At 71.2% G+C, this 20,448-nt stretch carries 13 protein-coding genes; 12 read left to right on the top strand and 1 reads right to left on the bottom strand.

Features of this window, described 5'->3' with window-relative positions:
* Window positions 1-120 precede the first annotated feature (120 nt).
* A complete protein-coding gene (locus OH804_RS03995) occupies window positions 121-2,829 on the bottom strand; it encodes an MGH1-like glycoside hydrolase domain-containing protein (protein WP_196924305.1) in 2,709 nt (902 codons plus the stop codon).
* A gap of 42 nt (window positions 2,830-2,871) precedes the next feature.
* Between OH804_RS03995 and OH804_RS03990 the strand changes: the two genes are divergently transcribed.
* The 12 genes from OH804_RS03990 to OH804_RS03935 all read left to right on the top strand — a co-directional run bounded on the left by OH804_RS03990 (window position 2,872) and on the right by OH804_RS03935 (window position 20,389).
* Complete coding sequence (locus OH804_RS03990) at window positions 2,872-4,815, top strand: amylo-alpha-1,6-glucosidase (RefSeq protein ID WP_406062808.1); 1,944 nt, start codon at window positions 2,872-2,874, stop codon at window positions 4,813-4,815.
* A gap of 137 nt (window positions 4,816-4,952) precedes the next feature.
* Entirely contained in the window at window positions 4,953-6,287 is a 1,335-nt protein-coding gene (locus tag OH804_RS03985) for a glycosyltransferase family 4 protein (RefSeq protein ID WP_406062806.1), read from the top strand.
* A gap of 83 nt (window positions 6,288-6,370) precedes the next feature.
* Window positions 6,371-8,062, top strand: coding sequence for a protein kinase domain-containing protein (locus tag OH804_RS03980; RefSeq protein WP_406062804.1), 1,692 nt, complete (start codon window positions 6,371-6,373; stop codon window positions 8,060-8,062).
* Window positions 8,063-8,181: 119 nt separating this feature from the next.
* Window positions 8,182-9,807: a protein kinase domain-containing protein gene (locus tag OH804_RS03975; RefSeq protein WP_406062802.1), complete on the top strand. Its 1,626-nt coding sequence runs from the start codon at window positions 8,182-8,184 to the stop codon at window positions 9,805-9,807.
* Between the two features lie 103 nt (window positions 9,808-9,910).
* Window positions 9,911-10,720, top strand: coding sequence for a metal-dependent hydrolase (locus OH804_RS03970; RefSeq protein WP_196924308.1), 810 nt, complete (start codon window positions 9,911-9,913; stop codon window positions 10,718-10,720).
* Window positions 10,717-11,625, top strand: coding sequence for an amidohydrolase family protein (locus OH804_RS03965; RefSeq protein WP_406062800.1), 909 nt, complete (start codon window positions 10,717-10,719; stop codon window positions 11,623-11,625). Before OH804_RS03970 ends, OH804_RS03965 begins: the two co-directional genes overlap by 4 nt.
* Before the next feature lie 766 nt (window positions 11,626-12,391).
* Window positions 12,392-13,441: a LacI family DNA-binding transcriptional regulator gene (locus OH804_RS03960; protein WP_231394582.1), complete on the top strand. Its 1,050-nt coding sequence runs from the start codon at window positions 12,392-12,394 to the stop codon at window positions 13,439-13,441.
* An 84-nt stretch (window positions 13,442-13,525) separates the two neighbouring features.
* Entirely contained in the window at window positions 13,526-14,830 is a 1,305-nt protein-coding gene (locus tag OH804_RS03955; protein ID WP_406062797.1) for an ABC transporter substrate-binding protein, read from the top strand.
* Window positions 14,831-14,897: 67 nt separating this feature from the next.
* On the top strand, window positions 14,898-15,866 hold the full coding sequence (locus OH804_RS03950) for a carbohydrate ABC transporter permease (protein ID WP_196924312.1): 969 nt from the start codon (window positions 14,898-14,900) through the stop codon (window positions 15,864-15,866).
* A gap of 1 nt (window position 15,867) precedes the next feature.
* Window positions 15,868-16,755 (top strand): carbohydrate ABC transporter permease, encoded by an 888-nt coding sequence (locus OH804_RS03945; protein WP_196924313.1) that lies wholly within the window; start codon window positions 15,868-15,870, stop codon window positions 16,753-16,755.
* The gene (gene yicI, locus OH804_RS03940) at window positions 16,752-18,983 is read left to right on the top strand and encodes an alpha-xylosidase (protein WP_196924314.1); all 2,232 of its coding nucleotides are present in this window, start codon (window positions 16,752-16,754) and stop codon (window positions 18,981-18,983) included. The genes OH804_RS03945 and yicI overlap by 4 nt, the downstream gene beginning before the upstream one ends.
* Entirely contained in the window at window positions 18,980-20,389 is a 1,410-nt protein-coding gene (locus OH804_RS03935; protein ID WP_406062794.1) for a GH1 family beta-glucosidase, read from the top strand. Before yicI ends, OH804_RS03935 begins: the two co-directional genes overlap by 4 nt.
* Window positions 20,390-20,448: the final 59 nt, after the last annotated feature.

Below are 20,448 nucleotides of genomic sequence, written 5' to 3'. Positions count from 1 at the left end.
TTCCCTCCGGTCTGGAGACAGACACGTCGGGTGGAGGCTAGGAACGGGCGATATACGCAGGGGCATCACTCAGCTACTTTCCAGCAGCCGCCCTGGGTTCTGGACGCCTCCGCGAGGACGTCAGCGGCGCAGGGTGAGGATCAGATCGGCGACCAGAGCCGTCCAGCCGGTCTGGTGCCAGGCGCCCAGGCCGGCGCCGTTGTCACCGTGGAAGTACTCGGGGAAGGCGATCAGGTCGCGCCAGTCCGGGTGGGTCTGGAACATCTGAGCGGCACCGTAGATCGGCCGTCGACCCCAGTCGTCCTGGGTGAAGAGCGAGATCAGCCGGGCGGAGAGGTCGTCGGCGATCTCGTCCAGGGTGCGCTTCACCCCGGAGCGGGTCGGGTACTCCACCTGGAGGTCGTCGCCGAAGAACGCCGCATAGTCGCGCAGCGCGCTAATCAGCAGGAAGTTCGTCGGCATCCAGATCGGACCGCGCCAGTTCGAGTTGCCCCCGAACAGGCCGCTCGTCGACTCGGCCGGCTCGTAGCCGACCGAGAACTCCTGCCCGCCGAGGGTGACCGAGAACGGCTTGTCCAGGTGCGCGCGGGACAGCGTACGGAGGCCGAAGTCGGAGAGGAACTCGTCGGGGTCGAGCATCCGGGCGAGCAGGCGGACCACCTGCTCCGGGCCGACCATGGACAGCAGCCGCTGCTGCCGGCCGTCCGGGCCGAGGCGGCGGGTGCCGATCACCTGGGCGTACTCCGGGCGGTTGGTGAGGAACCAGCGCAGCCGGGCGCCCAACTCCGGTAGGTGGTGCAGGGTCCTGGCGGTGAGCCGGGTGGTGGCGGCCAACGGCAGCAGCCCGACGACGGAACGGACCTTCAGCGGCACCTTCGTGCCGTCGGCGAGGCGCAGCACGTCGTAGAAGAAAGCATCCTCCTCGTCCCACAAACCCTGCTCGTACGCGGCGGCGGCGATGTAGGCGAAGTGCTCGAAGAACTTGGTGGCGGTGTCCACCCAGGTCCTGTCGTGTTCGGCGAGCACGATCGCCATGTCCAGCAGGTTGAGCGCGTACATGCCCATCCAGCCGGTGCCGTCGGACTGCTCCAGCACCCCGGCGACCGGCAGCGCCGCCGAGCGGTCGAACGGCCCGACGTTGTCCAGCCCGAGGAAGCCGCCCTCGAAGACGTTGTTGCCGCCGGTGTCCTTGCGGTTTACCCACCAGGTGAAGTTGAGCAGCAGCTTGTGCATCACCCGGGCCAGGAACTCGTAGTCCCGGCCGCCGTCGATCTCGAACACCTTCAGCGCGGCCCACGCGTGCACCGGCGGGTTCACGTCACCGAACGCCCACTCGTACGCCGGGATCTGCCCGTTGGGATGCAGGTACCACTCGCGCAGCAGGAGCAGGATCTGCTCCTTGGCGAAGCCCGGGTCGACCCGGGCGATGCTCACGCAGTGGAAGGCCAGGTCCCAGGCCGCGTACCAGGGGTATTCCCACGGGTCGGGCATGGAGATGACGTCGAAGCTGGTCATGTGCCACCAGGCGCTGTTGCGCCCGTGCCGACGCCCGGCCGGCGGCGGTGTCGAGCCCGGGTCGCCTTCGAGCCAGCGCTTGACGTCGAAGTGGTAGAACTGCTTGCCCCACATCAGCCCGGCGATGGCCTGCCGGGCGACCAGCGCCTCGTCGGGTGTGGCGGCCGGCGGGATCACTCCGGCGAAGAACCGGTTCGCCTCGGCCCGCCGCGCCCACACGACTGCCTCGAAGCCCTCGCTGAGGTCGGCCGGGGGCGGCGGCGCGGCCGCCGGTGGCGACGCGGTGCGGGTGAGCCGCAACCGGATCTGGCGCTGCCCGCCGGCCGGCACGTCGAGCACGTAGTGCAGCGCGCCCTTGGTGCCCTCCCGGGCCGGGTTGACGGTGGCCGCGCCGTTGACGACGTGGTCGTTGATGCCGTCCTTCGGGTACGGGGAGCGGCCGGGCAGGCCCCAGAGCCGTTCGGCGTTGGTGTCGTTGTCGCAGAGCAGCGGCACCGGGCCGCCGTCGCCCTCCAGCAGTAGTTGGCCGAGCACCCGGTGCTCCCCGACGAGCCGGGTGCCCTGGCCGGTCAGCCGGGGGATCCGGTCGCCGCCGGGCAGCCCCCAGGACCAGGTGTTACGGAACCACAGGGTGGGCAGGACGTGCAGGGTCGCCGCCTGGTCGCCCCGGTTGGCGACAGTCACCACCATGCAGAGGTCGGTCGGGGACGCCTTGGCGTAGTCGACTGTCACCGCCCAGTACCGGTCGTCGTCGAAGATCCCCGTGTCCACCAGCTCGTACTCGGTGTCGTCGCGGCCGCGCAACGCGTTCACCGCGACGAGTTCGTCGTACGGGAAGGCGGCCTGCGGGTAGTGGTAGCGCCAGCGCATCCAGGAGTGGGTGGGCGTGGAGTCCTCGTACCACCAGTACTCCTTGACGTCCTCGCCGTGGTTGCCGCCGTCGCCGCCGAGGCCGAACATCCGCTCCTTGAGGATCGGGTCCTTGCCGTTCCAGAGGGCCAGGGCGAACGCGAACGTCTGCCGTTCGTCACAGACGCCGGCCATCCCGTCTTCATTCCACCGGTAGGCTCTGGACCGCGCGTGGTCATGCGGGAAGTAGTCCCAGGCCGTACCGTGCTCGCTGTAGTCCTCCCGTACCGTCCCCCACGCCCGTTCGGACAGATAGGGACCCCATGCACGCCAGTCCTGCTCCCCCGAGTCGGCCTGGGCGAGCCGGAGCCGCTCAGCGTCGGGTGGCGAGGCGTCGGAGGACGATCGGTCAGTGATCACGTGCACATCTTTGACGTCGCCGCGGTACTTGACCACAGCGGCCATTCTCGTCGTGGCGTGTTACACCCCGCCGCCGGTGGAGGAAAGTTGATCGACATTCACTTCGGCCCGCAGATCTGCGGCGACCTGACCAGCGCGGCCAGCCGGGAGTGGCTGGTCCCCGACGGCCTCGGCGGCTATGCGATGGGCACTGTCGGAGGGCTGCGGACCCGTCGCTACCACGGTCTGTTGGTGGTTCCCGGCGAAACGCCGGCGTCCCGGCAGGTGGGACTGGTCAGCCTTGATCCGGCGGTCACAGTGCCGTCCGGCGCGCGGGTACGCCTCGGCGCCCACGAGTGGGCCTCCGGCGACGTGGACCCTCGCGGCTTCGAGCTGTTGGAGCGCTTCGACCTGATCGACGGGCTACCCCGCTGGCGGTGGCGGATCGGCGCGGTGGTGATCGAACGGGAGCTGGCCATGCTGCCCGGCCGCTCCTGCGTCGCGGTGGTGCACCGGCTGGTCGCCGGTGGTCCCGTCCGGCTGGAGCTGTCGGCCGCCTGCACCTGGCGCGACGCGCACGGCGAACGACGGGCCGACGGGCCGGTCCCGCAGGTCGAGGCGGTGGCCGACGGCGCGGTGGTCGAGGGCGCGTACCGGCTCGCCGGCCCGGGCTGGGCGCCCGAGGGGCAGTGGTGGCTGGGCGTGCACCATCGCGAGGAGGCCAACCGGGGGCTGCACCCGGACGAGGACCTCTGGTACGCGGGTCGCTTCTCCGGGGAGTTGGAACGCCCCGGTGACACGGTGTCGGTGCGGGCCTGGGCCGGTCGACTCGACGAGGAGCCTCCGCCGGCGGAGGAGATCGTGGCGACCGCGAGGCGGCGAAACCGGCAGGTGGTGGCGACGGCGAAGCCAGCCGACGACGTGGACGCCACCCTGGCGCTGGCCGCCGACGCCTTCGTGGTGCGCACCGACCAGGCGGCGGTGGACGTGGTCGCCGGCTACCCGTGGTTCGGCGCGTGGTCGCGGGACACGATGATCTCGTACGAGGGGTTGTTCCTCTGCACGGGTCGCGCCGACAAGGGCCGGGAACTGCTGCGGGCGTACGCGGCGACGCTGTCCGAGGGGATGCTCGCCAACACTGCCGACACCGGTCGGGTCGAGTACAACACCGTCGACGGCACGCTGTGGTTCCTGCACGCGGTGAGCCGGCACGTCACCGTCACCGGCGACACCGACCTCGGCGACGAGCTGCTGCCCGCGCTGCGCGCCGTGATCGACGCCCACACCGCCGGCACCCGGTACGGGATCCGCGTCGACCCGGCCGACGGGCTGCTCACCCAGGGCGCCGCCGGCACGGCGCTGACCTGGATGGATGCCCGGGTGTACGGGGTGCCGGTCACCCCGCGCACCGGCAAGCCGGTCGAGGTCAACGCGTTGTGGATCAACGGGCTGGCCGGGCTCGCGGAGCTGACCGAGTTGGCCGGGCAGGATGCCGGCGAGCTGTGGCGACTCCACCGGCAGGCCACCGCCTCGTTCCGGGAGCGGTTCCCGGCCCCGACGGGCTGGCTGCACGACGTGCTGGACGCGCCCGCGCCGGCGTACCCGCTGGGTGGCGCCGCCCTGCACGACGACGACGCGTTGCGCCCCAACCAGCTGCTGGCCTGGTCGCTGCCGTACGCGCCGATGGAGCCGGACGAGGCGACGCTGCGGCGGGTCGGGGGCGGGCTGCTCACCCCGCTCGGACCGCGCAGTCTCGCCCCGGATTCCACCGAGTTCGTGGGCCGGCACCGGGGCGGTCCGGCCGACCGGGACGGGGGCTACCACCAGGGCACCGTCTGGCCGTGGTTGCTCGGCCCGTACGTGGACGCCGCACGCCGGGGGAAGATGTCCGTCGATGACGTATTCGTCGGCGTTGAGGCCCATTTGATGGAATATGGGTTAGGCTCGGTAAGCGAGACGGCCGATGGCCTCGCGCCGCACACCGCCACCGGGTGCCCGTTCCAGGCATGGTCGGTGGCCGAGCTGCTGCGGGTGCGGCGAAAGAGCCAGTAGCGCTTTACACGACCGCAATGGTGGTGTCGCCGCTGGTTATCGCGATCCCGGCAGGATTGGCCCCGATCCAGACGCGACGGCGACACCGATTCCGGTGTCGGTCGGCGCGCGCCCGGGGACAACTCAAAGGGGGCCGCATGTCACTCGATGCCCACGTGATCGACATCAACCCCGCCCGACAGCTGCGGGTGCTGATGCTCTCCTGGGAGTACCCGCCGGTGCTCGTCGGCGGTCTCGGCCGACACGTGCACGCCCTCTCCGTCGCCCTCGCCGCCGCCGGCCACGAGGTCACCGTCGTCACCCGCCACACCGACGGCGCACCCCTCGAGGAATACGCCGACGGCGTACGCATCCTGCGCGCCCCCGAAGACCCGGTCACCTTCCCCCTCGCCACCAACTCCCTGCTGGCCTGGACCATGGCCTTCAACCACACCCTCACCCGCACCGCCCTGCGCGCCACCCAGGCCGGCTCGTACGACGTCATCCACGCCCACGACTGGCTCGTCGCGCACACCGCCGTCACAGTGGCCGAGCACCTGGACCTCCCCCTGGTCACCACCATGCACGCCACCGAGGCCGGCCGGCACCAGGGCTGGCTGCCCGAGGAGATGAACCGCACCATCCACGGCGTCGAACACTGGCTCAGCAGCTCATCCATTCGCGTGATCACCTGCTCCGGGTACATGCGCGACCAGGTGACCGCGCTGTTCGACGTACCGGCCGCCCAGGTCGACGTGGTGCCCAACGGGGTCGACGACCGGGCCTGGCGGGCCCGTCCCCGAGCGGTCGCGTCGGCCCGGGCCCGGTTCGCCGGGGACGGCCCGCTGGTCGGGTACGCCGGACGACTGGTCTACGAGAAGGGCGTCCAGCACCTGGTGCACGCAGTACCCCGGCTCCGCGAACGACACCCGGGGCTGCGCGTCGTGATCGCCGGCGACGGCCCGTACCGCACCGAGTTGGAAGCCGAGGCCCGGCGGCTGGCGCTCAGCTCGACCGTCCGGTTCACCGGGTTCCTCGACTCCACCCAACTACCCGCGATGCTCGGCGCCACCGACGCGACGGTGGTCCCCAGCCTCTACGAGCCGTTCGGCATGGTGGCGCTGGAGGCGGCGGCCGCCGGAGCGCCACTGGCGGTGGCCCGTACCGGCGGCCTCGCCGAGATCGTCGAACCCGGAGTTACCGGCGTGACGTTCCCGCACAGCGACCCGGACGCGCTCGCCGGCGCGGTCGGCCAACTGCTCGGCGACGAGGTCTTCGCCCGGCGGCTGGCCCGCCGGGCCCGCACGATGGTCGGCGAGCGGTACGGCTGGGCCACCATCGCGGCCCGCACCGCCGCCAGCTACGCCACCGCTCGTCGCGAACACGGCCCCGTGCAGGCCCGACGCGCCGCCGCCCGACTGGCCGGCGGGCGGACCCGGATCGCCATCCCGGAGGGCAACCTGCTCGCCGCCGCCGACCACGCCGCCTGCTGAGCCGAGTCGGACGACCGATAGGTGACTTCCGATCCGCTGGTTAGGGTGTAGCCCGGACAGCGGCTGAGGAGGAGCGTGCACAGGTGCTGATCGCCGGTCGGTACCAACTGCTCGACCTGGTGGGTCGCGGGGGCATGGGTCGGGTGTGGCGCGCCCGCGACGAGATGCTGCACCGCGAGGTAGCGGTCAAGGAAATCGTTCCACCGAGTTGGTTGGCCGACCGTGAACGGGCCGAGGTGCGCTCACGCACCATGCGGGAGGCCCGTGCCGCGGCCCGACTCAACCACCCCGCCGTGGTCCGGCTCTACGACGTCGTCGCCGTCGACGGCAGCCCATGGATCGTCATGGAGTACGTCCCGTCCCGCACCCTCCAGGACGTCGTGGACACCGAGGGGCCGCTGGAACCGGCCCGCGCGGCCCGGATCGGCCTGGCCGTGCTCGACGCGCTGCAGGCCGCGCACACCGCCGGGGTGCTGCACCGCGACATCAAGCCGCAGAACGTGCTCGTGGCGCACGACGGGCGGGTGATGCTCACCGACTTCGGGCTGGCCACCTTCGACGGCGGCGACGGCGCGATGACCCGCCCCGGCATGGTCCTCGGCTCCCCGCAGTACGTGGCCCCGGAGCGGGCCGCCGAGGGTGCGTCCACAGTGGCCGCCGATCTGTGGTCGCTCGGGGCGACCCTGCACGCCGCCGTGGAGGGGCAGTCCCCGTACGCCCGCAGCACCGCGATGGCCACCCTGAGCGCACTGGCCGCCGGCCCGCCGGACCCCGCCCCGCACGCCGGGGCGCTCGCGCCGGTCCTGGACGGGCTGCTGCGCCGCGACCCGCGCGACCGCCTCGACCATGACACTGCCCGTCGGTTGCTCAGGACGGCCGCGACCGGTCGCGCCGACCCGCCGCCGGCGACCGACCGACCCTTGGCCGACGGGCCGGTGCCGGGGCTGGTGGGCCAGCGCGCCACGGCGGACGACCCCGACGACCAGGACCCCACCGTTCCGCTGCCCGACCCGGCCGTAGCCGTCAGCGCCTCCCCCACGCCGACCCCGGACCCGGCGGCCGCCGGGCGCACCGCGCGTCGGGTGGCGGTGGTCGCCGTCGCGCTGCTGGTCGCCGTCGTGGCCGGTGTCGGCACCGCGCTGACCGTCGCCGGAAACAAGCCCACCGACGTCACCGGCTCGTCCAGCCCGCCACCGAACCGTCCACCCAACGGCGGGCCGTTCGGCCCCGGCCCGCCGCCCGGCCCCCCGCCGAACGGGCGGAACGTCCCCCCGCCCCCGCTCGCCTGCGTCCGCCCGGACGTCGTCGGATCGCCAGTGCAGGCCGACACGCCGACCTCGGGCGAGGAGTTCCAGCCGCCGCCCGGCTGGGTCTGGCACGCCGACACCGCCGGCTTCCGGGTCTCCGTACCCGCGACGTGGCTGACCTCCCGCGACGGCGAGGTGGCGTGCTTCCAGGACCCGGCGACCGGCCGGGCCTTCAGCGTGGCTGAGGGCAGCGCCATCGATCCCCTGGAACTTCTACGGACCGCCCGCGAAACGGCGGCCGGAACGGGCTCCCTGCCGGGGTACGACGAGATCCGGCTCGCCGCGAACGACAGCGGAGCCGAGTGGGAGCTCCGCTGGCAGACACCGCACGGACCGTGGCTGCACGCCCGGCAACAGGTCCTCGGCGCCGACCGGTGGACGTTGGGTTGGATCACCCGGGACGAGGACTGGGCCGGCGCCGCCGCGGACTGGGATCGGGTGCGAAAGAGTTTCCGACCACCCCGCTGACCTGCACCGTATGGCCATGATCCGCACTACCGTCCGGCGTGGATCGAGGCCGCTCAGTGGATGAGAAAGCCGGCATTGATGGCTATCGTGGACCCCGGGGTGACCGAGGGGGAGCGACCGTGCATCAGTTGCTGATCGCGGGTCGGTACCGGCTGCTCGACCTGGTCGGCACCGGCGGAATGGGCCGGGTGTGGCTTGCTCGCGACGAGATGCTGCATCGCGACGTGGCGGTGAAGGAAATCGTGCCGCCGTCCTGGCTGGCCGAGACCGAGCGCGAGGAACTGCGGCTGCGAACCCTGCGTGAGGCGCGCGCCGCCGCCCGGCTCAACCATCCCAACGTGGTCCGCCTCTACGACGTGGTGCACGACCGGGAGAGCCCTTGGATCGTGATGGAGTACGTGCCGTCGCGGTCGGTGCAGCAGATCATCAGCGCCGAGGGGCCGCTGAGCCCGCAACGCACCGCCCGGATCGGGCTGGCGGTGCTCGCCGCGTTGCGGGCCGCGCACGCCGCCGGGGTGCTGCACCGCGACGTGAAGCCGCACAACGTGCTGGTGGCCGACGACGGGCGGGTGGTGCTCACCGACTTCGGGCTGGCCACCTTCGACGGCGGCGACGGCGTGATGACCGGGCCCGGCACGGTGCTCGGCTCACCACAGTTCGTCGCCCCCGAGCGGGCCCGCGAAGGGGTGTCCGACGCACGCACCGACATGTGGTCGCTGGGCGCCACGCTCTACGCGACGGTCGAGGGGCAGTCACCGTACGCGCGCTCCACCGCGATGGCGACGCTCAGCGCACTGGCCACCGAACCGCCGGACCCGATGCGTCGGGCCGGTCCGTTGGGTCCCGTCCTCACCGGTCTGTTGCAGCGCGACCCCTGGCGGCGGTTGACCGCCGTCGAGGCGGAGCCGCTGCTACGCAGCGCCGCTGCGAGCCACGACGAGCCCGCCGGCCCGGCCCGGTCCTCGGCGGTCGCGGCGGTCCGCAGCGCCGGCCGGGCCATCGCGCCGGACCCGTTCGAACCGGTGGCCGCGCCAGCCGAGCCGGCGACACCGCGCCGACGCCCACCGCGCCGGCCCGCTCGGCGATGGCGTCTGATCGCCCTGGGTGGCGCGGCCACCGCCCTGCTCGTCGCGGGTGGCGTCACACTGGCGTTGGTCAACCGGCACGATGACCGGACCCCACCGTCCGGCTCTGGTGGTGGCGCGCCGACCGCCCGGCCGGCGGCGTTCGCCTGCACGTCGTCCCCGCCACCGTCGGCGACCCCGGTGGTGGCGGTGTCACCGCCGGCCGACGTGAAGTACGGGCTGCGCGAGGGCTGGACCTGGTACGACGACCCGACCGGTTTCCGGATCGCCGCGCCGGTGGGGTGGGAACGCTGGACCGAAGGCTCGGTGACCTGCTTCCGGAAGACCGGCGGGTCCCGCGTGCTCAGCGTCGAGGCCGGGCCCGCCCGCGCGGATCCGGTGGCGCACTGGAAGGCCGAGGAGACCCGGCTGACCGCGGCCGAGGCGCTGCCCGACTATCGCAAGGTGGACATCTCCGCCATGGACATCTTCGACGGCGGCGCGGTGTGGGAGTGCGGCTGGCGCAACGCCGTCGGCGTTCCGGTGCACAGCTTCCGGTTGCTGGCCAACACCTCGGCCGACCGCTCCTACACCGTCTCGTGGTTGACAGAAGAGTTCGACTGGCAGGTCAACGCGGCATACTTGCCGATGATCCGGCAGAGCTTCACCCCCACCCTGTGACACGGTCCGATGTGGACCTTCCGGGTGATGCCCCTGCGGCGCCGGCGCTGACTACAGTGGCGTAGTTTTGGGCGCTCAAGATCCCTGGGGAGGGTGAGCCGAGATGATGGGACCGCAACACGCGCTGTCTGGCGCGGCGGTGTGGTTGGCGGGCTCCTGGGCACTGGAGCAGTTCGCCGACTACCACCAGTCGCCGCTCGCGTTGGCGGTGGGCACCGCGGTGTGCGCCGGTGGCGCGCTCTTTCCCGACCTCGACATGTCGGGCAAGGTGACCAAGAACCAGGGTGGGGCCACCGTGGCCCGTACCTTCGGAGTCTTCTCACTCTTCGCCGCCGAGGTGATGGAGAAGATCTCCCTCGGGGTCTACTACGCCACGAAGCTCAGCAGGGACCCCCGCCGCAACAACGGGCACCGGACGCTGACCCACACGCTGCCGTTCACACTGCTGGTCGGCTGGGGCACCACAGCGCTCTGCGCCGCCTACGGCAAGTGGGCGGTCATCACCATCCTGTTCTTCATGTTCGGCCTGGCGCTGCGCGGGCTGTTCGACGAGTGGGCCGAGCGGGCCGGCTGGGTGATCATCACTCTCGCATCGGCCGGAGCGGCCTGGTTCACCTTCGCCAACCTGCCGGGCGGACGCGGCTATCCGCTGATCGGCACCGCGCTGGGCGTGGGCTGCTTCGTACACATCCTCGGCGACATGATCACCCGGGCCGGCGTGCCGATCCTCTGGCCGATCCCGATCAAACGGCGCATGTGGATGATGATCGGCCTACCGAACAGCATCGCCCTGCGCGTCGGCAGCAAGGCCGAGGTGGTCGGAATGCGCATCGCACTGACCGTCATCTCGGCGCTCGCCACAGTCGGCCTGATCGCGCCCTCGGTGCTCAGTCGATTCGACATCGACATATGACCGATCCGGCGACGGTGGCCCCGCCAGCCGCGGACGACCGCGTACCGGAGTTCTGCCGCGACCTGGGGCTGCCCGGCCTCGCCGACGTGCACGTGCACTTCCTGCCGCCGCGACTGCTGCGTCGGGTGTGGGCCTACTTCGACGCCGCCGGGCCGTTGGTCGGCACCGAATGGCCGATCCGCTACCGGTGGAGCGACGCCGACCGGGTCGCGCACCTGCGCCAGCTCGGCGTGCGGGCATTCAGCGCCCTGGCGTACGCCCACCGGCCCGGCATGGCGGCGGAGCTCAACCGCTGGACGCTGGATTTCGCCCACGACACCCCCGGGTGCCTCGCCTCGGCCACGTTCTACCCCGAGCCGGACGCCCTCGGGTACGTCGAGGCGGCCCTCGCCGAAGGCGCCCAAGTGTTCAAGCTGCACCTGCAGGTGGGTGGGTTCGCACCGACCGATCCGGCGCTGGACCCGGTCTGGGGGATGCTGTCCGACGCGGGGGTGCCGGTGGTGGTGCACGCCGGACACGCCCCGGTGGGGACCACCCACACCGGCCCGGACCCGTTCGGTGCGCTGCTCGCCCGCCACCCTCGGCTGACCGCTGTGGTGGCGCACCTGGGCGCCCCGGACTACCGGGCCTTCCTCGACCTCGCCGAGACGTACGAGCGGGTCCGACTGGACACCACAATGGCGTTCACGCCCTTCTTCGACCAGTTCGTCCCCTTCCCCGCTGACGAGTTGCCCCGATTGCGGGAGTTGGGGCTGGCCGGCAAGGTGCTGCTGGGCAGCGACTTCCCGAACATCCCGTACCCGTACGCCGACCAGCTGACCGGGCTGGCCCGACTGGACCTGGGCGACGACTGGCTGCGCGCGGTCTGCTGGAACAACGCCGCCGCCCTCTTCGACCTGCCCTGACCCGCGCCCCGCGCCCCCGCACACCGCGCCCCCGCACACACGCCCGCCGCACCCCGCGCCCCGCGCCTCGCACCCCCGCGCCTCGCACCCCCGCGCCTCGCGCCCCGCGCCTCGCACCCCCGCGCCTCGCGCCCCGCGCCTCGCACCCCCGCGCCTCGCACCCCCGCGCCTCGCGCCCCGCGCCTCGCGCCCCGCGCCTCGCGCCTCGCGCCCCGCGCCCCGCGCCCCGCGCCCCGCGCCCCGCGCCCCGCGCCCCGCGCCCCGCGCCCCGCGCCCAAGATCGTGCTCGATCCTTGATGTAGTGGCCTCCGCGACGATCCGATGGAACTACATCCAGGATCGAGCGCGATCTTGCCGTCGCACCCCCAGGCCGGCGGCCAAGATCCGTGCAACTTCCCGGATGTTGCTGCCTCTGGCGGGCGGAAGGCAGCAACATCCCCGATGTTGCGCGGATCTTGGCCGCGACCATCAGGTGCCACCGACCGGGGAGCGGCGCGGCCGGGCGAGGCTCGGCTGGGCGCGGCGCGGGGTGGGCGGGCGCGGCGCGGCCGGGCGCGGCGCAGGGTGGGCGGGCGCGGCGCGGCCGGGCGCGGCGCAGGGTGGGGTGGGCGGGGGTGCCGCGCGGCGGCTGAATTCTTTTCGACATCGGCTATTGACGTCGCCGTAACAGGTGGCCTAGCGTCCTGTCGAACCGCTTCGTCGAAACGCTTCGACGAAGTTCGGGAGCGGTCCCACCCCAGGCCGGAGGAGGTGCGCGGTGGCCACCATGCACGACGTCGCCCGCCTCGCACAGGTCTCGGTCAGCACCGTGTCGTACGTACTCACCGGCACCCGGCCGATCTCGCAGGCCACCCGCAACAAGGTGCTCGCCGCGATGGCCCAGCTCGACTACCAGCCCAACGCGATGGCCCGCGGGCTGGCCAGTCGCCGCAGCCGGATCCTCGGCCTGTTGATGCCGATGGACGAACGCGGCCTCGGCGCCACCGAGACCGCCTTCGTCACCGGTGCCGCCGCCGCGGCCAGTGTCGCCGGCTACCACCTGGTGCTCTCGCCGGTCGGCGGGGGCAACCTCGACGACCTGCGTCGGCTGGCCAGCCAGCGGATGCTCGACGGGGTCGTGCTGATGGAGGTCCAGCTGGCCGACGAGCGGGTCACAGTGCTCCAGGAGGCGGGGGTGCCGCTGGTGCTGATCGGCCGCACCGGCGACACCAGCACGCTCTCCTACGTCGACATCGACTTCGACCAGACCGTCCGGGAGGCCGTCGCACACCTGGTCGGCCTCGGGCACCGGCGGATCGTCTACGTCAACCACTCGGCCGCCACGCTGGCCAGCGGTTACGGGCCCGCGCTGCGTACCCGTGACGCCTTCACCGCGGCGATGACCGGGCACGGCCTGGAGCCGGTGATGATCGCGGCCGAGGACAGCGCCGCCGGCGGGAGGGCCGCCCTGGCCGCCGCGTTCGCGCAGGCCCCGGAGCTGACCGCGGTGCTGGCCATGAACGAGACGGCGATCTTCGGCATCCTCGGCGAGTTGACCGGCCGCGGTTTGTCGGTGCCCGATGACGTCTCCGTCGTCTCGATGGTCACCTCTCCGCAGGTCGCCGAACTGGCCACCCCGGCGCTGACCGCTATGACGTCACCCGGTTCGGCGCTCGGCCGGATCGCGATCGAGGCGCTGACGCGCCACCTGGACGGCCCCGCAGACCTTCGGCACCAGCAACTGCTGCCGTGCGCGTTGGAGGTCCGGGGGTCGACCGCCGCGCCCCGGCGGTCGGCACTGGCCAGCTCTGCCCCATCGTCGAACGACGGAGGCTGACCAGCGAAAACGGCCCGTCATCGCGCTGCAACGCGACGACGGGCCTTGTGAAGTACCGGCTAGTACTCAACGAGGAGGATAGTAATGCAGCGATTCCGTCGGCTCGTCGCCGCGATCGCCCTGGCGGCGACCGCGACGACCACCGTGGCCGCCTGCGGCGGTGGTGACAACGGGGACAACAGCGACGCCAAGGTTCTCAAGCTCTGGCACTACGAGAGCGAGAACAGCGCCATGGGGATCGGCTGGAACCGGGCGATCGAGATCTTCAAGTCCGAGCACCCGGGCGTCGAGGTGCGCTTCGAGCGCAAGGCGTTCGAGCAGATCCAGCAGAACGCGGGCATGATCATCAACTCGTCCGAGGGCCCGGACATCATGGAGTACAACAAGGGCAACGCGACCGCCGGGCTGCTCTCCTCCCAGGGCCTGCTGGCCGACCTGAGCAGCGAGGCCGACAAGCGCGGTTGGGCCGACAAGCTCAGCCCCAGCCTGCAGACCACCGCCCGCTACAGCGACAAGGGCGTGATGGGTTCCGGCAAGTGGTTCGGTGTGCCGAACTACGGCGAGTACGTCACCGTCTACTACAACAAGGACCTGTTCCAGCAGAACGGCGTCAAGGTTCCGACCACGATGGCCGAGATGACCGCCGCCATGGACACCTTCGTCGGCAAGGGCGTCACCCCGCTGGGCATGGCCGGCGCCGAGTACCCGGCCGGGCAGCTCTTCTACCAGCTCGCCCTCTCCAAGGGCGACCGGCAGTTCGTCGACAACTACCAGCTCTACAAGAACCCTGTCGACTTCAAGGCCGACCCGCTCAAGTACGGCGCGGACACCTTCGCCCAGTGGGTGCAGAAGGGTTACGTCGCGAAGAACTCGGCCAGCCTCAAGGCCGAGGACATGGGCACCGCCTTCATCGGCGGCAAGGTTCCGATGATCGTCTCGGGTAGCTGGTGGTACGGCCGGTTCAAGACCGAGATGAAGGCCAACTGGGACACCTTCCTCTTCCCCGGCAACACCCTGCAGGCCGGCTCGTCCGGAAACCTCTGGGTGGTCCCGGAGAACAGCAAGGCCAAGAGCCTGGCGTACGACTTCATCGACATCACCCTGCGTCCGGAGATCCAGGACCTGATCGGCAACAACGGTGGTGTTCCGGTCGCCGCTGACGCGTCGAAGATCAGCGACCCGAAGGACCGCAAGCTGATCGAGGACTTCAACACGGTCAGCAAGTCCGACGGCCTCGCCTTCTACCCGGACTGGCCGGTCCCCGGCTACTACGACGTGCTGGTCTCCGGCTTCCAGGGTCTGATCAACGGCTCGAAGTCGCCCGACCAGGTCCTCGACACGATCGCCAAGCCGTACGCCGATGGCGTCAAGGAGATCACCGGCAAGTGACACGGCGAGCGGCGGGCGCGACCGGCACGACCGGCGCGCCCGCCCGCCCCGCCGGGAAGGATCTTCCATGGCAGTCTCCGAGACGGTCGCCGCCACACCGCCGGCCGCGACCCCCACCCCGCCCGCGCCCAGCCGCAGACGCCGCGGCCGCAACGCGGCGTACTGGCTCTACCTGCTCCCCGGAGCGGCGCTCTTCCTCCTGGTCATCGGTGCGCCGCTGGTCGGCACGCTCTACCTGTCGCTGACCAAGTGGTCCGGCATCGGCGACCCCCGGTGGGTCGGCCTGGACAACTACCAGCAGTTGCTGCACGACGACGTGTTCTGGGCGTCGTTCCGCAACACCGTCTGGATGCTCGTCGCGATGGTGGTGGTGCCCACACTGCTCGGGCTGCTGCTCGCCGCCGTGCTCTTCGACGTCATCGGCCGCCGGTTCAAGCCCCGCACCGCCGCCGCGCTGCGGGCCGCGTTCTACCTCCCGCAGGTGCTGCCCGTCGTGGTGGCCGGCATCGTCTGGGGCTGGATCCTCCGCCCCGACGGCGCGTTCAACAGCCTCCTCGACGCTGTCGGTCTCGGCGCGTTACGCCACGACTGGCTCGGCGACCCGGGCACCGCACTGCCGGCCGTGATGGCCGTGATGATCTGGGTGCAGATCGGCTACCCGGTGGTCGTCTTCATGGCGGCCCTGCAGCGGGTCGACCCCGAGCTGTACGAGGCGGCCGAGGTCGACGGCGCGAACTGGCTGCACCGGTTCCGGGCGATCACCCTTCCGCAGATCCGGCCGGAGACCTTCGTGGTAGCCCTGACCTGCACCATCGCCGCATTGAAGGTGTTCGGGCCGATCTTCGCCCTGACCAGGGGTGGTCCGGACAACGCGACGAACGTGCCGTCGTACTTCGCCTACTACACGTTCTTCAAGAAGCTGCAGGTCGGCTACGGCTCCGCGATCTCCATGGTGCTGACGCTGATCATCGTGGTGGTGGCCGGGATCTTCATCTGGATGCAGGCCCGCAGCGAGCGCCGGGACCGGGGGTTCTGAGATGGCCGTCACGCTCACACCGACCTCCGCGCCGGTGACGCCGGCCCGGCCCGTACGCGATCGACACCACCGCGGCGTCAGCCGCTGGGTGGTGCTCGCCCTGGTCACCGTCGGCGCGCTCGTCATGCTGGTGCCGTTCGCGTTCATGCTGCTCAACGCGTTCAAGTCGCCCGGCGACTACTCGTCGGGCGGCCCACTGAGCTGGCCGACGGAGTTCTACACCAAGGGTCTGCGCACGTACTGGACCGAAGTGAACTTCCCGCTCAAGTTCTGGAACTCGGCGGTCATCGCCGGCTCGGTGGCCGTGCTCGGCGTCGCCGTGTCACTGCTCAACGCGTACGCGCTGGGCATCGGCCGGGTCCGGGGCCGGCTGTGGATCGTCGGGCTGTTCCTGCTGGCGAACATGCTGCCGCAGGAGGCGCTGATCTACCCGCTGTACTACGTGGCGAAGCAGGTCGGCCTCTACAACACCCAGCTCTCGGTGATCATCATCTTCACCGTGATCCAGAGCGCGTTCGGCACCTACCTGCTCGCCTCGGTGATGGGCACGTTCCCGCGCTCGCTGCTGGAGGCCGCCGCGCTGGACGGCGCCGGCAAGTGGACGGTGCTGTGGCGGGTGGTCTTCCCCAACCTGCGGCCCACCCTCGCGGTGCTGCTCATCTTCTTCTTCATCTGGACGTGGAACGAGTTCCTCATCCCGCTGGTCATGCTGATCGACAACCAGACGCAGACCATTCCGGTCGCGCTCGCGTCGCTGCAGGGCGACCGGCTGATGGACGCTCCGACCACCAACGCCGGCGCGCTGATCAGCCTGGTGCCGGCGATCCTCTTCTTCCTCATCTTCCAGCGCACTCTGGCGCGCGGTATCACGGCAGGAGCCGAGAAGTGAAGTTCACCGACGGGTACTGGCAGCTGCGCCCCGGCGTCAGCGTCCTGCGCCCCGGAACCGTGGAGTCGGTCGAGCCGGACGAGCGCGGCTTCACCGTCTTCGCACCGACCGGTCAGATCACCGGCCGCGGCGACACCCTCAACCGTCCCCTGGTCACCGTCCGGTTCTTCTCCCCCGCCCCCGGCGTCATCGGGGTGACCATCGCCCACCACACCGGAGGGCTGCCCCGCGAGCCGCACTTCGGGCTGAGCACCGACGAGTCGCACCCGGTCACCGTCGACGTCACCGGGCTCAGCGCGACGCTGACCACCGGCGAGCTGACCGCGCGGGTCGCGCTCATCGACGGGTGGCGGGTCGACTTCCTGCACGGCGACCGGCTGGTCACCGCGTCCACCGCGCGCAGCGTCGGCGTCGTCACCGACGCCGAGGGCCGCCGGTACGTACACGAGCGGCTCGCACTCGGTGTCGGTGAGACGGTGTACGGGCTGGGCGAGCGCTTCGGCCCGTTCGTCAAGAACGGGCAGAGCGTCGACATCTGGAACGCCGACGGGGGCACCGCCAGCGAGCAGGCGTACAAGAACGTGCCGTTCTACCTGAGCAGCGCCGGCTACGGGGTCTTCGTGGACCACCCGGAGCACGTGTCGTTCGAGGTCGGCTCCGAGGTCGTCACGCAGACCCAGTTCAGCGTCGAGGGCCAGTCGCTCACCTACTACGTCATCGATGGGCCGCAGCCGAAGGACGTGCTGCGCCGTTACACCGCGCTCACCGGCCGCCCGGCCCGGGTCCCCGCCTGGTCGTACGGCCTGTGGCTGTCCACCTCGTTCACCACCTCGTACGACGAGAAGACGGTGACCGAGTTCGTTGACGGGATGGCCGAGCGCGGGCTGCCGCTGTCCGTGTTCCACTTCGACTGTTTCTGGATGCGTCAGTTCCACTGGGTCGACTTCGTCTGGGACCCGGCGACCTTCCCCGACCCGGAGGGGATGCTGCGCCGGCTGCACGAGCGTGACCTGAAGGTGTGCGTCTGGATCAACCCGTACATCGCGCAGCGCTCGTACCTCTTCGAGGAGGGCCGCGCGGCCGGTTACCTGGTGCGCAACCCCGACGGCTCGGTCTGGCAGTGGGACAAGTGGCAGGCCGGCATGGCGCTCGTCGACTTCACCAACCCGGACGCGGTCCGCTGGTTCACCGGCAAGCTCAAGGCGCTGCTGGACATGGGCGTCGACTGCTTCAAGACCGACTTCGGCGAGCGCATCCCGACCGACGTGGTGTGGCACGACGGCTCGGACCCGCAGCGGATGCACAACTACTACTCGTACCTCTACAACAAGGCGGTCTTCGAGCTGCTGGAGACCGAGCGCGGCGAGGGCGAGGCGGTGCTGTTCGCCCGCTCGGCCACCACCGGCGGGCAGCAGTTCCCGGTGCACTGGGGCGGCGACTGCGAGTCGACGTTCGTCGCGATGGCCGAGTCGCTGCGCGGCGGGTTGTCCCTGGCGTCGTCCGGCTTCGGCTACTGGAGCCACGACATCGGCGGCTTCGAGGGCACCCCGGACCCGGCGGTGTTCAAGCGGTGGGTCGCCTTCGGGCTGCTCTCGTCGCATTCCCGGCTGCACGGGTCCGGCTCCTACCGGGTGCCGTGGGCGTACGACGAGGAGGCCGTTGACGTGCTGCGGCACTTCACCCACCTCAAGCTCGGCCTGATGCCGTACCTGGCGGCCGCCGCCCAGGAGGCGCACCGCGACGGGACGCCGGTGATGCGGCCGATGTTCCTGGAGTTCCCGGACGACCCTGCGACGGCACACCTGGACCGGCAGTACATGCTCGGCCCGGACGTGCTGGTCGCCCCGGTGCTCAGCGCCGACGGCGACGTCACGTACTACGTACCGGCCGGCACCTGGACGCACCTGGTCACAGGGGCGCAGGTCACCGGCCCGGCCTGGCTGACCGAAAAGCACGACTTCGACAGCCTGCCGGTGCTGGCCCGACCGGGCGCGGTCATCCCGTTCGGCTCCCGTACCGACCGACCGGACTACGAGTGGGCCGACGATGTGCGGCTGCGGGTGTACGCACCGACCGAGGGGCAGCGGACCCGGGTACGGGTACCGTCACCCGGCAACGGACCGGGCGCCGAGTTCGACGTGCGCTACGAGGGTGGGACGGCCAGCGCCGAACTGGTCGCCGGCACCTCGACGGGCTACATCTGCGAGATCCAGGGGACGGAACGATGACGCAACACCACTTCCCGGAGAGCTTCGTCTGGGGCTCGGCGACGGCCGCGTACCAGATCGAGGGCGCGGCGACCGAGGACGGGCGCGGACCGTCCATCTGGGACACCTACAGCCACACACCCGGTCGGACCCTCAACGGTGACACCGGTGACGTGGCCGCGGACCACTACCACCGGTGGGCCGACGACCTCGGGCACATCGCCGACCTCGGGCTCGGGGCGTACCGGTTCTCCATCTCCTGGCCCCGGGTGCAGCCGGGCGGCTCGGGCCGGTTCAACCAGGCCGGCATCGACTTCTATTCGCGGCTGGTGGACGGGCTGCTGGAGCGGGGCGTCCGCCCGGTGGCCACCATGTACCACTGGGACCTGCCGCAGGAGTTGGAGGACGCCGGCGGGTGGGCGGCGCGGGAGACCGCGCTGCGCTTCCAGGAGTACGCGGCGGGCATCGTCGGCGCGCTGGGCGACCGGGTGCACACCTGGACGACACTCAACGAGCCGTGGTGCTCCGCGTACCTGGGCTACGCCTCCGGCGTGCACGCGCCGGGTCGGACCGAGCCGGCGGCGGCGCTGGCCGCGGTGCACCACCTCAACCTCGCGCACGGCCTGGCCGGCCGGGTGGTCCGGGAGCTGGCCCCGTCCGCTGAGCTGTCGGTGACGCTGAACCTGCACGTCATCCGGGGTGCGTCCGACTCGCCCGCCGACCAGGACGCGGTCCGGCGGATCGACGCGTTGGCCAACCGGGCGTTCCTCGGCCCGATGCTGGACGGGGAATACCCGGCCGACCTGCTGGCCGACACCGCCTCCGTCACCGACTGGTCGTTCGTCCGCGAGGGTGACGAGAAGCTGATCGCGGTGCCGCTGGACGTGCTCGGGGTCAACTACTACTCCAGCACCCTGGTCCGGGCCTGGGACGGGGTGTCGGCCCGCTCCGACGCCGACGGGCACGGCGCGTCGACCTCGACGCCGTGGGTCGGCGCGGAGAACGTCGACTTCCTGCCGCAGCCCGGCCCCTACACGGCGATGGGTTGGAACATCGACCCGCCGGCGCTGACCGAGCTGCTGCTGCGCCTCCAGCGCGAATACCCCAGCCAGCCCATGATGATCACCGAGAACGGCGCGGCCTTCGACGACGTGGTGTCGGCCGACGGCCGGATCCACGACGACCGACGGATCGACTACCTGCGTCGGCACATCGGCGCGATGGCCGACGCCCGAGCGCAGGGCGCGGACGTGCGCGGCTACTTCGTCTGGTCGTTGCTGGACAACTTCGAGTGGGGTTACGGCTACGACCGTCGCTTCGGCATCATCCGGGTCGACTACGACACCCAGGTACGCACCTGGAAGGACAGCGCCCACTGGTACCAGCGTCTCGCCGCCACCGGGCAACTGGACCAGGCACAGGACTGACGAAGAGCGTGATGCCGGTGAGTCATCATGATGACTCACCGGCATCACCCAGTTCGGGG

This window comes from Micromonospora sp. NBC_00860, assembly GCF_045207375.1.
In the GTDB taxonomy this organism is placed as follows: domain Bacteria; phylum Actinomycetota; class Actinomycetes; order Mycobacteriales; family Micromonosporaceae; genus Micromonospora; species Micromonospora vinacea.
Note: the sequence above shows the minus strand (reverse complement) of the source record. Positions and strands in the feature narration are given on the sequence as shown.